We start from the raw sequence: 13,791 nt of genomic DNA on the forward strand, positions 1-13,791 counted from the left end.
CAAATCGGCTCCCCCAGCGCCTAAATTCGCACCATGGTTCACGATTCCACCGACGATCCGGACGACGCACGCGCGCGCAAATCGCCGCGAGTTGCGACCGCCGACGCCCCGCTCCAACAGCCCCAGGAGACGGCGCCGCCCGACCTCGATCCCGCCACCATGGGCGGCGACGACGAGGACGATGCACGGCTGCCCGACATTCTGGAAGAGAGCGGCGCGATCGGCGAGGAGCCGCTGGCGACCGGTCACGAGGCGATCGAGCGCGCGGTCCGGCTCGCGCCGACCTCGCCCGGTGTCTATCGCATGCTCAGCGCGAATGCCGACGTGCTCTATGTCGGCAAGGCCAAGAACGTCAAAAAGCGCCTGTCCAACTACGCCCGCCAGGGTGCCCCGCTGCCGGCGCGCATCCTGCGCATGATCGCGGCCACGGTGACCGTGGAGATCGTCTCGACCACGACCGAGACCGAGGCGCTGCTGCTGGAAGCCAACCTCATCAAGCAGCTGCGGCCGCGCTTCAACGTGCAGCTGCGCGACGACAAATCGTTTCCCTATATTCTGATCACCGGCGACCATTGGGCGCCGCAGATCCTGAAGCACCGCGGGGCACAGACCCGGCCCGGACGCTATTTCGGCCCGTTCGCCTCCGCCGGCGCCGTCAACCGCACCATCACGGCCTTGCAGCGCGCATTCCTGATCCGCTCCTGCACGGATTCCTTCTTCGAGAGCCGCTCGCGGCCCTGCCTGCTCTACCAGATCCGCCGTTGCGCCGGACCCTGCACCCGCGAGATCGACTTCGGAGGCTATACGACGCTGGTGCGCGAGGCGACCGACTTCCTGTCCGGCAAGAGCCAGGCGGTGAAGCAGGAGCTCGCAGGCGAGATGGAGAAGGCTTCCGGCGAGCTCGAATTCGAGAGCGCGGCGCTCTATCGTGACCGCCTCGCCGCGCTGTCGGCGATCCAGTCGCAGCAGGGCATCAATCCGCGCACGGTGGAGGAAGCCGACGTGTTCGCCATCCACCAGGAAGGCGGCTTCTCCTGCGTCGAGGTGTTCTTCTTCCGCACCGGCCAGAACTGGGGCAACCGCGCCTATTTCCCGCGCGCAGAGAAGACCTTTACGCCGGAGGAAGTGCTGGGGTCGTTCCTCGCACAATTCTACGACGACAAGCCGCCGCCGAAGACCATCCTGCTCTCGCATGACATCGAGGAGAGCGACCTGCTCGCCAACGCGCTGTCGATCAAGGCCGGCCACAAGATCGAGGTCACCACGCCCAAGCGCGGCGAGAAGAAGGAGCTCGTCACCCACGCGCTGACCAATGCGCGCGAAGCGCTCGGCCGCAAGCTCGCGGATACTGCGACCCAAAGCCGCCTGCTCGACGCCATGGCCACGACGCTGAGCCTGCCGCATGCGCCCAAGCGCATCGAGGTTTACGACAACAGCCACATCCAGGGCACCAACGCTGTCGGCGCCATGATCGTCGCCGGCCCGGACGGTTTTGTGAAGAACCAGTACCGCAAGTTCAACATCAAGTCCGAAGGGCTCACGCCCGGCGACGATTACGGCATGATGCGCGAGGTGCTGGAGCGCCGCTTCAAGCGCCTGATCAGCCCGCCCGAAGAGAGCGCTGCCAAGGTCAAGGACGACGATTTCCCGCAATGGCCCGATCTCGTGATCATCGACGGCGGCCGCGGCCAGCTCAACGCCGTCAGGGAGATCTTCACCAATCTCGGCCTGACCCAGGTCTCGCTGATGTCGGTCGCGAAGGGGCCGGACCGGGATGCCGGCCGCGAGACCCTGTTCATGCCGGAGCGCGAGGCGATCAAGCTGGAGCCGCGCGACCCCGTGCTCTATTTCATCCAGCGCCTGCGCGACGAAGCCCACCGCTTCGTCATCGGCTCGCACCGCAAGCTGCGCAAGAAGGACATTCGCGAGGCCGGTTTGCAGGAGATTCCGGGCATCGGCCCGTCACGCAAACGTGCCCTGCTGCACCATTTCGGAACCCTGAAGGAGATCGAACGCGCCTCGATCGCCGATCTCGGCAAGGTTCCTGGGGTGAGTGCCGAGAGCGCCCGCAGGATTTTCGACTATTTCCATCCCCAGCCGGGGTGAACTAAAGGGGCCGAAGCTATAGTCATATGGTCGTCGCATCCCGCGCCCCAATTGAGGGCGGACGGTTGACCTTCAGGCTGGAGCGGTATTGGTAGGACCGATGAACATCGCCACGACACGAGGGACGACCAGCCGCGCGATGTCCCTCCCGAACATCCTGACCTATGGCCGGATCGCCGCGATCCCGGTCGTGGTCGGATGCATCTATGCGCAGTCGATCATGGACTACCCGTTGTGGCTGCGCTGGGTCGCGGTCGCGATCTTCATCGGCGCCGCGGTGACGGACTATCTCGACGGCTATTACGCGCGGATCTGGAATCAGCAATCGGCGTTCGGCCGGATGCTCGACCCGATCGCCGACAAGCTGCTGGTCGCCTCGTGCCTCCTCATGCTGGCCGCCGACGGTATCATTCATGGCTGGTCGCTGTGGGCCGCCATCGTGATCCTGTGCCGCGAGATCCTGGTCTCGGGCCTGCGCGAATACCTCGCCGCGCTCCGTGTCAGCGTGCCCGTGACCAAGCTCGCCAAATGGAAGACCACGGTTCAGCTCGTCGCGATCGGCTTTCTGCTCGCCGGTCCGGCCGGCGACGAGGTCGTTCCTATGGTCTCGCTGATCGGCCTCGTCCTGCTATGGGCCTCGGCGATCCTGACCATGTACACGGGCTACGACTATTTCCGCGCCGGCATCCACCACCTCATCAAGGAGGACGAGGGATGAGGGTGAAGTACTTCGCCTGGGTGCGCGAGCGCGTCGGCAAGGCCGAGGAGACGATCGAGCCGCCCGCGACGGTGCGCACCGTCGCGGAGCTGATCGCCTGGCTGTCCGGTCAAAGCGAGGCTCATGCCTATGCGTTCGAGAAGCCGAAGGTGATCCGCACCGCGATCGACCACGCCCACGTCAAGGCCGACGCCGCGATCGCTGGCGCCCGCGAGATCGCGTTCTTCCCGCCTATGACCGGCGGCTAGGCCATGACTCCCCCTATGACCAGCTGCCCCGTCACGATCCGCATCCAGCAAGACGATTTCGACATAGCGCGCGAGATCGCGGTCCTGACCGAGAGCCGCACCGATATCGGCGCGGTCGTCAGCTTCTCCGGCATCTGTCGCGCCGACGAGGACAGTTCGAAGATCGCGGCGCTCACGCTCGAGCATTATCCTGATATGGCGGAAGAAGAGATCAAGCGCCATGTCGACGAGGCGATCTCGCGCTGGCCGCTCAACGGCGTCACGGTCGTCCATCGCGTCGGGCGGTTCATGCCCGGCCAGAACATCGTGCTGGTGCTCACCGCCTCGCAACACCGCCGGGCGGCGTTTGAGGCGGCCGAGTTCCTGATGGATTATCTCAAGACCAGCGCACCGTTCTGGAAGAAGGAAGAGCGCGACACCGGCACCGGCTGGGTAGAGGCCCACGCCCGTGACGACGAGGCCGCCGCCCGCTGGACCCGATCCTGATGGCAAGAGCCGTGAGAAAGACCACGCGCGGCCGCGCTGCGCCAAAACTCACGAAGGTCGGCCGCGGCGAGCTGCTCACGCTGATCGATTTCGTCCGCTATGCGGTCAGCCGCTTCGTCGAGGCGAAACTTGCCTTTGCCCACGGCACGACCGATCCGGTGGCGGAAGCCGTCTTCCTGGTCTGCGAAGCCCTGCACCTGCATCCCGACCAGTTCGAGATTTTTGGCCATGCGCGCGTCACCGCCGCTGAAGGCAAGACCCTGCTCGATCTCATCCATAAGCGCGTGACCACACGCAAACCGGCGGCCTACCTCGTCAACAAGATCTACATGCGCGGCCTGCCGTTCTATGTCGACGAGCGCGTCATCGTTCCGCGCTCCTTCATTGGCGAGCTCCTGGATTCGCATTTCGGCGGCGACGGCGAAGCGGGTTCGCTGATCGACGATCCCACGGCCGTCGAGCGCGTGCTCGATCTCTGCACGGGATCGGGATGTCTCGCGATACTCACCGCATATCACTTTCCGAATGCCATGGTTGACGCCGTCGACATCTCCAAGGGCGCACTCGAAGTCGCGGCGCGCAATGTTGGGGAACATCGGCTGGATGAGCGGATCACGCTCCATCGGGGCGACCTGTTCGCGCCGCTCGGCGCCAACAAATACGACCTTATCATCACCAACCCGCCCTACGTCGACGCGGAAGGCATGGCGGCGCTGCCGCCGGAATGCCGGGCCGAGCCGAAGCTCGCCTTCGACGGTGGCGCCGACGGCCTCGACGTCGTCCGTCGCATCCTGCGCGATGCGCCAGACCATCTCACACCGGACGGCGGCCTGCTCTGCGAGATCGGCCGCGGTCGCGAGCTGGTCGACGAGGCTTTTCCGGAACTGCCCCTGCTCTGGCTCGACACGGAGGACTCCGAGGGCGAGGTGTTCTGGATCGCGGCCGCCGATCTCGGTTGATCGAGCACGCGGCGGAACAAGTCAAATTCCGCCACGTTCATCCCCCAACGAAGTTACGCGCTTTCGGAGGATATCCGCATGCTCGCGCCATCGGGCGAATTGCTGCGCGCCGGCATGGCGCTGAAACTCAACCATCTCAAGCGCGCGGCGCGGTCGTATCTGCGTGACCGCACCAGCCAGACCACCGGACGCGTGACGTCCTACGCGGTCGCGGTGGGACTGTTCGTAGTGGCCGGGCTGTTCCTGATTGCGGCCTTCCTTGTCGGCCTGATCGCTCTCTACCGGTGGGTTGCGATCACCTATGGACAATTCTGGGGGTTTGGGGCCGTCGGGGCGGTGCTCTTGGTACTGGCCGTCGCCTGCGCCGGCGTCGCCATGGTGCAGATGAAGCGCAAGCCCAAGCCGATCGTGCCACTCGCCAGCCGGCTTCGAGTGGCGATTGCCACCCCGCGCATTCCGCTCGGAACCGTCAAGGAGGCGGCAAAGGAGGTCGCGACGACGATTCCCCTAGTGCCGCTCGCGCCGGGCGAACGCGGCAATGGCAGCAAACCCAGCTCCATCCACACCAACCGACCGGTGCAGCTTGGCCTGATGCTCGCGGCGATAGGTGTCTTGGGGTTCACTGCCGCGCGGCGAAGGCGGCACGGGCATGGATCGGACGCGTGATGCCCGCGCGGCGCTCCGAGCAGTTCGATAAGTGGCTGCTGATGGCAGCCAGTGCCGTGTTCGTGCTGAGCGCGGAACGGTATTTCAAGGAGTCTGGCCTGATCCGGTCGGGGCCTCCGCAGGACCACCGCCATAAAGAGGCGAATTCGCCGGAGGCGAGCGCCGGGCGTGCGGCCGCGCAGCCCGGACGCGGCCGTCGCTCCAACGATCCGTTCGCAATTCCTTGGGCCGGCTGGAAGGATATTTTCTGGCGCACCTATCAGCGCATCGATGAAGATCGCTTGCTCGCGACCGCGGGCGGCGTCGTCTTCTTCGGGTTGCTGGCGATCTTTCCTGCGATAACCGCGCTCGTCTCGTTCTACGGCCTGTTCGCCAATCCCTCGACGATCGCCGGCAACCTGCAGACCCTCGCGATGATGCTGCCCGAGGGTACGTTCCAGATCATCCAGGACCAGGTCGCCCGCGTGGTGTCCAAGGGCAATACAGCACTTGGGGCCACGTTCCTGTTCGGCCTTGTGCTTGCGATCTGGAGCGCCAACGCCGGCGTCAAATCCGTCTTCGACGCGCTCAACGTCGCCTACGAGGAGCGTGAAAAGCGCAGCTTCATCCGCCTGAACCTGGTGTCGCTGGCCTTCACGGTCGGCGGCATCGCAGCGCTGCTGTTGATGGTGGGCGCCGTGGTCGCCTTCCCGCTCGCGCTGAACCATCTCGGGCTTGCGCCCGAAAGCAAGCTGGTCATCGCTCTCGCACGATGGCCGCTGCTGTTCGTCCTCCTGCTGGTAGCACTTGCCATCCTCTACCGCTTCGCGCCCAGCCGGGATGCGCCGCGCTGGCAATGGCTGAGCCTCGGCGCAGTGACGGCCGCCATCCTCTGGATCGCCGGCTCGGCACTGTTGTCCTGGTACCTGTCCGAATTCGCCAACTACAGCGCGACGTACGGCTCGCTTGGCGCGGCGATCGGCCTGATGATGTGGATGTGGATGTCGGCCATCGTCATCATGTTCGGGGCCGAGCTGAACTCGGAGGTCGAGCGGCAGACCCTGCGCGATACGACCACCGGGCGGCCCAAGCCGCTCGGCAGCCGTGACGCCGTTTCGGCCGACACGGTCGGCGCCGCCGCGCCGTCCTGACCCGGCACTCGCCGCGTGCGGCCGCTATCCCCTCGAATCAACAATGATGTTAGGGTCATGCATGCTTGGGAAGCATGAGGCGTGACGGGTGCGAATTGCGGCCCGTGTTTTCCCGGGTGAGGCAGTCAGCTCTTGAGGCATAACGCGCGGCATGATTCGCATTTCGACGATCTTCATCGCCATCTGCATGGTTTTGGTCGCGGCCTCGCTCGGGCTCGTGCTCTACGCGGTCGCCGGCATCAGCGGAACCGAATCCGCGATCGTGGCGCTGACCGCGCTGACCTTCCTGATCCTCTACAACGCAGTCTCGATGCGGCTGCGCGACCGCAGTGACGTCGGCGGGCAGATCGCCGACCTGTCGCGCGGCACCGCCGATCTCGCCCGCCAGGTGGCCGAGTACGGCCGCCGGCTCGCCGCGATCGAGGGCCGTATCGCCTCGTCCAATTCGACCAATTCCGATCGTGTCCAGTCGGTGGTCGGCGAGATCAACGAGCTCGGCGGGCTGGTCAGGCAGCTTGCCGCCACCGTGTCGACCCATGAGGACCTGCTGGCCGGTCACGCGCCGGCGCCGGCCCCCGCTCCGGTCGCCAGGCTGGAGCCGGAAGCACCGATCGACCTGATGGCGCCCTTCGAGGAACGTGCGGCCGCTCCTCCGCCGCTTCCCGCACCGCCGCGACCGACGCCGCCGGCCGTCCAGACCCACACCGCCAGTGCCGTTTCGACGGTCAATGGCCGCAACCAGACCCAGATGCTGGTGACGTTGCGCAACGCCATCGACGAGAACCGCATCGACATCTTCCTCCAGCCGATGGTGACGCTGCCGCAGCGCAAGGTCCGCTTCTACGAGGCCGTGACCCGGGTGCGCGACGAGCGCGACCAGCTGATTGCCGCGGAAGAGTTCATCAGCATCGCCGAGGTCTCGGGGCTGATCGGACGCATCGACAACATGGTGTTGTTGCGCTGTGTCCAGGTGTTGCGGCGGCTGATGGTGCGCAACAAGGATGTCGGCGTGTTCTGTAACGTCGCGGCTTCGACGCTCGGCAATTCCACCACCTTCGCGCAATGCCTCGACTTCCTCGAAGCCAACCGGGCGCTCGCGCCATCGCTGGTGCTGGAGTTCAAGCAGTCGACCTTCCGCGGCCTCGGCCCTGCAGAGACCGAGAATCTCGCGGCACTCGCGCAGCGCGGCTTCCGCTTCTCGATCGACCATGTCACCGACTTGCGGATCGAGCCGCGCGAGCTCGCCGACCGCGGCGTGCGCTTCATCAAGGTCCCGGCCTCGCTCCTGCTCGACCCCAAGCAGGCGTCGACCTCGGATATTCATCCCTCCGACCTGTCCGACCTGCTCGGCCGCTTCGGCATCGATTTGATCGCGGAGCGGATCGAGGGCGAGCGCGCGGTGATCGACTTGCTCGACTATGACGTGCGGTTCGGCCAGGGCTTTCTGTTCGCACCGCCCCGGCCATTGCGGCCCGAGGGGGCATCTGCTACCGGCGGGGCCGCGTCGAACCCGGCGCAGGACATTCAGGGATCCAATGGCTCCGGAACACCCAGCCCAGGCGCAACATCAGCTGCGGCGCCTGCCGCCCCGTCATCGCGCATCACCGGCAACGCGGCGCTGGCGCGCCGCATCTGATCGGCCGCACGCATCATGACCACGCTGCATTTCGCCCAAAGCCTGCGCGAGCTCGTGGGCGGGGTCGACGTCGTGCTCAGCGACATCTGGGGCGTGGTCCATAACGGGCTGGAATCCTTCCCCGAGGCCTGCGAGGCGCTGCACACCTATCGCAGCCGTGGCGGTACGGTGATCCTGATCACCAACGCGCCGCGCCCGGCCGCCTCCGTGCAGCGGCAACTGCGCAAGCTCGGTGTCGCCGACGAGACCTATGACGCAATCGTCTCCTCGGGCGATCTGACCCGGCACTATGTCGCCGAGCATCCCGGCCGCAAGATGTTCTGGCTCGGCCCCGAGCGCGACAACTCGATCTATCGCGGCCTCGATGCGAAAACCGCGCCGCTGGAAGAGGCCGACTACATCGTCTGCACCGGTCTCTATGACGACGAGACCGAGACCGCGGAAGATTATCGCGGCATGATGCTCAAGGCGCGCGAGCGCAAGCTGACGCTGATCTGCGCCAACCCCGACATCGTGGTCGAGCGCGGCGACCGGCTGATCTATTGTGCCGGCGCGATTGCCGAGCTGTATCGCGAGCTTGGCGGCGAGGTGATCTTCTACGGCAAGCCGCACCGGCCGATCTACGAGCGCGCGATGGCGCTCGCCGGCGAACGCCAGGGGCATCCAATCGATCGGAAAAAGGTGCTGGCGATCGGCGATTCCGTCCGCACCGACCTGACCGGCGCACGTGAATTCGGCGTCGACTGCCTGTTCGTCACCCGCGGCATCCATGCCGAGGAGTTCGAGGGCCTCGACCAGCTCGATCCCAAGTCAGTGACGGAATTGTTCGGCCACCCGCCGAAGGCGCTGATGCGCGAATTGAAGTGGTAGGAACTATCGCGCCCCGGACGCAGCGCGAAGCGCTGCAGAGCCGGGGACCAGAAGCCGCAAGTGATGTCGTGGATGGACTGGGTCCCGGCTCAGCGTCGCGTTACTAATGTAACGCGCCTTGTCCGGGACACCAAAGCGCGCCTACGCGCTCGCCATGTCCGGGAAGACCGCCTCGATCTTGGTCTTCAGCGTCGCCGCATTGAACGGCTTGACGATGTAGTTGTTCACGCCGGCCTTCTTGGCCGCGATCACGTTCTCGGTCTTCGATTCCGCCGTGATCATGATGAAAGGCGTGGTGGCGAGATTGGGATCTGCCCGCACTTCGCGGAGCAGGTCGTAACCCGTCATCGGCTCCATGTTCCAGTCGGAGATCACGAGCCCGTACTTCTTGCCGCGCATCTTGTTCAGAGCCGCCGAGCCGTCGCTGGCATCATCGATGTTCTCGAAGCCAAGCTGCTTCAGGAGATTCCTGATGATACGGATCATGGTGCTGTAATCGTCCACCACCAGAACCGACATCGACAAATCAACCGCCATCTCGACTCCCCCAACGCAAACCCAGGAAATATTACGATCGGACCTGCCGGCCGTAGCCCGCGGTTCCACGTTTCAAGCACTAGCACCAAGGCGTTAAACAGCGCGTTAACTGGGGCCGCACCCGCTGAATTGAAATCGCCGTTCCGTGCATCCGCCCCTCCGGCTTGACTTCGCCGGTCGGGTCAAGCCACGGTCCCGGCCGGTCCCGCCGGCTCGAGAATTCCCCTGATGGCCCCGCAATTTACCGTTATCCGCGATACCACGCCGGATTCTGCGATCCTGAAGGGGGCCGTGGTCGCCATGGGCAATTTCGACGGGGTCCATCTCGGCCACCGGGCCGTCATTGCCGCAGCCCTGGAGATGGGCCGGGCGCATGGCCGCCCTGCGCTGGCGCTGACCTTCGAGCCGCATCCGCGCCGGTTCTTCAGCCCCAACACCCCACAATTCCGTCTGACGGACGAACGCGCCAAGCTGCGGCTTCTGGCCGGGACCGGGCTTGCCGGTGCCGTGGTCATGACCTTCGACAAGGCCCGCGCCGGCACCAGTGCGCAAGACTTCATTCATCATGACCTGATCGGGCGCCTCGGCATCGGTGGCATCGCGGTCGGCTACGACTTCCATTTCGGCAAAGGCCGCGTCGGCTCGCCCGGCCTTTTGGTGAACGAGGCACCCCGGCTCGGCATCGAGGTCGACGTGCAGCCGCATGTCGATATCGACGAACGCCCGGTCTCCTCCAGCGCCATCCGGATCGCGCTCGCCGAGGGCCAGATCGACGAGGCCACCACCATGCTGGGCGCGCCCTGGTTCATCACTGGCGAGGTCATCCATGGCGAGAAGCGCGGCCGCGACCTCGGCTATCCCACCGCCAACATCCGGCTCGACGCCAATTGCGGCCTGAAGCACGGAATCTACGCCGTGCGGGTCGGCCGCGGGCCTGAGCGTCTGAGCGGGGTGGCGAGCTTCGGCCGTCGGCCAACCTTTGATAATGGCGCGCCGCTGCTCGAAATCTTCCTGTTCGACTTCAAGGGCGACCTTTACGGGCAGGCGCTGGACTGCGCCTTTATCGGCTTCATCCGCGAGGAGCTGAAATTCGACAGCCTGGAGGCCCTGATCCATCAGATGGACGACGATTCCGCCCGCGCCCGCGCCATGCTGGCCGCCGCCCCGGACGCGTTTCCGCGGCTCGGGACCGTCGATTGAGGGCCCAAAGCCGGCCCGCCGGACCTTTGCGCTTCCCTTAGCCCCCTGCTATGGAGAGCCCATGTTTGCGCGGCGCATCATAGGGATTAGCAGCCCGGCTTCCGCCTGAGCCTTCGGCTCGGCGCAAGACCGGGATTTTGTCGTTTCACCCCGCGATTCCGCATCGCCATCTGTTCCCGCGCCATTCCGAGCCAGTCAGCCTCATGTCCGAAAAGCCGCAAAAGTCCCAAAAATCCGAAGTCAAAGACTATTCGAAAACCCTGTTCCTGCCGCAGACCGAATTCCCGATGCGCGCCGGCCTGCCGCAGCGCGAGCCGGAAATCCTCAAGCGCTGGTACGAGATCGGCCTCTACGAGAAGCTGCGCGAGGGCGCGAAGGGTCGCGACAAGTTCGTGCTGCATGACGGCCCGCCCTATGCCAACGGCAACATCCATATCGGGACGGCGCTGAACAAGATCCTGAAGGATCTCGTCACCAAGAGTCAGCAGATGCTCGGCTTCGATTCCAACTACGTGCCCGGCTGGGACTGCCACGGCCTGCCGATCGAGTGGAAGGTTGAGGAAGAGCATTACCGCAAGAAGGGCAAGCAGAAGCCCGACTTCCGCGACTCAGCCGCGATGATCGATTTCCGCAAAGAGTGCCGCGCCTACGCCACGCACTGGCTCAACGTGCAGCGCGAGGAGTTCAAGCGCCTCGGCGTGATCGGCGACTGGGATCACCCCTACGCCACCATGAACTATCCGGCCGAAGCCCAGATCGCGCGCGAGCTGATGAAGTTCGCCGCCAACGGCACGCTCTATCGCGGCTCCAAGCCGGTGATGTGGAGCGTGGTCGAGAAGACCGCGCTGGCCGAAGCCGAGGTCGAGTACGAGGACTACACGTCCGACATGGTCTGGGTGAAATTCCCGATCACCTCGCCCGCGCATGGCGCGCTGGCCTCGGCCAGCGTCGTGATCTGGACCACCACGCCCTGGACGCTGCCGGGCAACCGCGCGATCTCGTTCTCGCCGAAGATCGCCTATGGCCTCTACAAGGTGACGGACGCCCCGGCTGACAATTGGGCCAAGACCGGCGATCTGCTGATCCTCGCCGACGCGCTCGCCGCAGAGGTTTTCAAGCAGGCACGCGTCACGGCTTACGAGAAGGTGCGCGACATCCCCGGCGACACCATGGACGCGATCGAATGCGCCCATCCGCTCAAGGGGCTCGCCGGCGGCTACGAATTCATCGTACCGCTGTTGTCCGGCGACCACGTCACCGACGACACAGGCACCGGCTTCGTGCACACCGCGCCCAGCCACGGCCGCGAGGATTTCGACGTCTGGACGGCGAGCACCCGCGAGCTCGATGCCCGCGGTATCAACAGCGCGATCCCCTACACCGTCGACGAGAACGGCGCCTATACCGACCACGCGCCGGGTTTTGCGGGCAAGCGCGTCATCACCGACAAGGGTGAGAAAGGCGATGCTAACGAGGCCGTGATCAAGGCGCTCGTCGACAAGGGCATGCTGCTCGCGCGCGGCCGGCTCAAGCACCAATACCCGCATTCCTGGCGCTCGAAGAAGCCGGTGATCTTCCGCAACACGCCGCAATGGTTCGTTGCGATGGATAAACCGATCCCAGGACTGAATGCCGGTGTCGATCATGTAACTGGAAAGGATTTTACGTTACGTCAGTTGGCCCAAGCCGCAATCGGCAAAACGCAATGGGTGCCGCAGTCCGGTGAAAACCGCATTATGGGCATGATCAACAGCAGGCCCGACTGGGTGCTGTCGCGTCAGCGCGCCTGGGGCGTGCCGATCGCCGTGTTCGTCCGCGAGAAGGGCGACGGCTCCGCCGAGATCCTGCAGGACGAGGCCGTCAACACCCGCATCGGCGACGCCTTCGAAAAGGAAGGTGCGGATGCCTGGTACGCAACAGGGGCGCGCGAGCGCTTCCTGGGGCCGCGTGCCAACGAGGACTGGCAGAAGGTCGACGACATTCTCGACGTCTGGTTCGATTCCGGCTCGACACACGCCTTCGTGCTCGAGGACCCCGAGCAATTCCCCGGTCTCGCCGGCATCAAGCGCAAGGTCGACGGTGGCACCGACACCGTGATGTATCTCGAAGGCTCGGACCAGCATCGCGGCTGGTTTCATTCCTCGCTGCTGGAGAGCTGCGGCACGCGCGGTCGTGCGCCCTACGACATCGTGCTGACCCACGGCTTCACCCAGGCCGAGGACGGCCGCAAGATGTCGAAGTCGCTCGGCAACACCATCGAGCCGCAGTCCGTCATCAAGGAATCCGGCGCCGACATCCTGAGACTCTGGGTCGCGTCCTGCGACTACACCGACGACCAGCGCATCGGCCCCGAGATCCTGAAGAACACGGTCGAGACCTACCGCAAGCTGCGCAACACCGTGCGCTGGATGCTCGGCACGCTGCATCACTACAGGCCGGCCGACGCGGTCACGCCTGCCGAGATGCCGGAGCTCGAGCGGCTGATGCTGCACGAGCTTGCGCTCCGCGCCGAATTGGTCCGCAAGGCCTATGAGACGTTCGACTTCAAGAACGTGGTCGCAACGCTGTCCGCCTTCCTGAACAGCGAGCTCTCGGCATTCTATTTCGACATCCGCAAGGACACGCTCTATTGCGACCCGCCGTCCTCGCTGACGCGCAAGGCGGCCCTGACCACGATCGACCTGCTGTGCAATTCAATCCTGAAATGGCTGGCCCCGGTCCTGAGCTTCACCGCCGAAGAAGGCTGGCGGATGTACAGGCCGGAAGCCGAAGCATCGGTGCATCTGACGCTGTTCCCGGAAGGTCTCGAACAATTCCGCGACGACAAGCTCGCCGCGAAGTGGGAGACCATCCGCAACGTCCGCCGCGTCGTCACCGGCGCGCTGGAGCTCGAACGTGCCGCCAAGAACATCGGCTCCTCGCTCGAAGCCTCGCCGGTGATCTATGTCGCCGACCGCGAGATGCTGGCGAAATTGTTCGACACCGATCTTGCCGAGATCTGCATCACCTCGAACTACGAGGTGCGTGAGGGCGCGGCACCAGCCTCTGCATTCCGTCTCGATGCCGTGCCCGGCGTCGCGGTGGTCGTGGAGAAGGCCGTCGGCACCAAATGCGCCCGTTCCTGGAAGATCTCGCCGACCGTGGGTGAAGACCCTGAATATCCCGACGTCACCCCGCGCGACGCCAAGGCGCTGCGCGAATGGAAGGCGTTGGGCGTGAGCGTCTGATCCCCGGC

At 65.1% G+C, this 13,791-nt stretch carries 12 protein-coding genes; 11 read left to right on the forward strand and 1 reads right to left on the reverse strand.

Features of this window, described 5'->3' with window-relative positions; translation table 11 throughout:
* Positions 1 to 33 precede the first annotated feature (33 nt).
* From uvrC to ABID59_RS03315, 9 genes are all read left to right on the forward strand, one after another.
* Positions 34 to 2,106 carry an excinuclease ABC subunit UvrC gene (gene uvrC, locus ABID59_RS03275; RefSeq protein WP_148751107.1) on the forward strand — a complete coding sequence of 691 codons (2,073 nt, stop codon included), beginning with the start codon at positions 34 to 36 and terminating at the stop codon, positions 2,104 to 2,106.
* A gap of 100 nt (positions 2,107 to 2,206) precedes the next feature.
* Entirely contained in the window at positions 2,207 to 2,824 is a 618-nt protein-coding gene (gene pgsA / locus ABID59_RS03280; RefSeq protein ID WP_148751106.1) for a CDP-diacylglycerol--glycerol-3-phosphate 3-phosphatidyltransferase, read from the forward strand.
* Positions 2,821 to 3,072 carry a molybdopterin converting factor subunit 1 gene (gene moaD, locus ABID59_RS03285; protein ID WP_354082421.1) on the forward strand — a complete coding sequence of 84 codons (252 nt, stop codon included), beginning with the start codon at positions 2,821 to 2,823 and terminating at the stop codon, positions 3,070 to 3,072. Before pgsA ends, moaD begins: the two co-directional genes overlap by 4 nt.
* 3 nt (positions 3,073 to 3,075) lie before the next feature.
* Positions 3,076 to 3,558: a molybdenum cofactor biosynthesis protein MoaE gene (locus tag ABID59_RS03290; RefSeq protein WP_148751104.1), complete on the forward strand. Its 483-nt coding sequence runs from the start codon at positions 3,076 to 3,078 to the stop codon at positions 3,556 to 3,558.
* Complete coding sequence (gene prmB, locus ABID59_RS03295) at positions 3,558 to 4,517, forward strand: 50S ribosomal protein L3 N(5)-glutamine methyltransferase (protein ID WP_354032979.1); 960 nt, start codon at positions 3,558 to 3,560, stop codon at positions 4,515 to 4,517. The genes ABID59_RS03290 and prmB overlap by 1 nt, the downstream gene beginning before the upstream one ends.
* Positions 4,518 to 4,595: 78 nt before the next feature.
* On the forward strand, positions 4,596 to 5,183 hold the full coding sequence (locus ABID59_RS03300; protein ID WP_354082422.1) for a phage holin family protein: 588 nt from the start codon (positions 4,596 to 4,598) through the stop codon (positions 5,181 to 5,183).
* Entirely contained in the window at positions 5,183 to 6,313 is a 1,131-nt protein-coding gene (locus ABID59_RS03305; protein WP_354082423.1) for a YihY/virulence factor BrkB family protein, read from the forward strand. Before ABID59_RS03300 ends, ABID59_RS03305 begins: the two co-directional genes overlap by 1 nt.
* Positions 6,314 to 6,464: 151 nt before the next feature.
* A complete protein-coding gene (locus ABID59_RS03310; protein WP_354082424.1) occupies positions 6,465 to 7,949 on the forward strand; it encodes an EAL domain-containing protein in 1,485 nt (494 codons plus the stop codon).
* 15 nt (positions 7,950 to 7,964) lie between these two features.
* On the forward strand, positions 7,965 to 8,819 hold the full coding sequence (locus tag ABID59_RS03315; protein ID WP_148751099.1) for a TIGR01459 family HAD-type hydrolase: 855 nt from the start codon (positions 7,965 to 7,967) through the stop codon (positions 8,817 to 8,819).
* A 141-nt stretch (positions 8,820 to 8,960) separates the two neighbouring features.
* On the opposite strand, the gene ABID59_RS03320 is transcribed toward ABID59_RS03315, so the two are convergent.
* Complete coding sequence (locus tag ABID59_RS03320) at positions 8,961 to 9,356, reverse strand: response regulator (protein WP_007596883.1); 396 nt, start codon at positions 9,354 to 9,356, stop codon at positions 8,961 to 8,963.
* Between the two features lie 228 nt (positions 9,357 to 9,584).
* Between ABID59_RS03320 and ABID59_RS03325 the strand changes: the two genes are divergently transcribed.
* Together ABID59_RS03325 and ileS are read left to right on the forward strand one after the other, a co-directional pair.
* Positions 9,585 to 10,556, forward strand: coding sequence for a bifunctional riboflavin kinase/FAD synthetase (locus ABID59_RS03325; RefSeq protein WP_354032975.1), 972 nt, complete (start codon positions 9,585 to 9,587; stop codon positions 10,554 to 10,556).
* A 203-nt stretch (positions 10,557 to 10,759) separates the two neighbouring features.
* Positions 10,760 to 13,783, forward strand: a complete 3,024-nt coding sequence (gene ileS / locus ABID59_RS03330) for an isoleucine--tRNA ligase (RefSeq protein WP_354082425.1) — start codon at positions 10,760 to 10,762, stop codon at positions 13,781 to 13,783.
* Positions 13,784 to 13,791: the final 8 nt, after the last annotated feature.

This window comes from Bradyrhizobium sp. S3.3.6 (genome assembly GCF_040546905.1).
Lineage (GTDB): Bacteria > Pseudomonadota > Alphaproteobacteria > Rhizobiales > Xanthobacteraceae > Bradyrhizobium > Bradyrhizobium cytisi.

Bases quoted from the DNA above. Each gene is read 5' to 3' on its own strand.
- ABID59_RS03320 (WP_007596883.1), bottom strand. From the start codon at position 9,356: ATGGCGGTTGATTTGTCGATGTCGGTTCTGGTGGTGGACGATTACAGC.
- ABID59_RS03290 (WP_148751104.1), top strand. From the start codon at position 3,076: ATGACTCCCCCTATGACCAGCTGCCCCGTCACGATCCGCATCCAGCAA.
- ABID59_RS03300 (WP_354082422.1), top strand. From the start codon at position 4,596: ATGCTCGCGCCATCGGGCGAATTGCTGCGCGCCGGCATGGCGCTGAAA.
- ileS (WP_354082425.1), top strand. From the start codon at position 10,760: ATGTCCGAAAAGCCGCAAAAGTCCCAAAAATCCGAAGTCAAAGACTAT.
- uvrC (WP_148751107.1), top strand. From the start codon at position 34: ATGGTTCACGATTCCACCGACGATCCGGACGACGCACGCGCGCGCAAA.
- moaD (WP_354082421.1), top strand. From the start codon at position 2,821: ATGAGGGTGAAGTACTTCGCCTGGGTGCGCGAGCGCGTCGGCAAGGCC.
- prmB (WP_354032979.1), top strand. From the start codon at position 3,558: ATGGCAAGAGCCGTGAGAAAGACCACGCGCGGCCGCGCTGCGCCAAAA.
- ABID59_RS03315 (WP_148751099.1), top strand. From the start codon at position 7,965: ATGACCACGCTGCATTTCGCCCAAAGCCTGCGCGAGCTCGTGGGCGGG.
- pgsA (WP_148751106.1), top strand. From the start codon at position 2,207: ATGAACATCGCCACGACACGAGGGACGACCAGCCGCGCGATGTCCCTC.
- ABID59_RS03310 (WP_354082424.1), top strand. From the start codon at position 6,465: ATGATTCGCATTTCGACGATCTTCATCGCCATCTGCATGGTTTTGGTC.
- ABID59_RS03325 (WP_354032975.1), top strand. From the start codon at position 9,585: ATGGCCCCGCAATTTACCGTTATCCGCGATACCACGCCGGATTCTGCG.
- ABID59_RS03305 (WP_354082423.1), top strand. From the start codon at position 5,183: ATGCCCGCGCGGCGCTCCGAGCAGTTCGATAAGTGGCTGCTGATGGCA.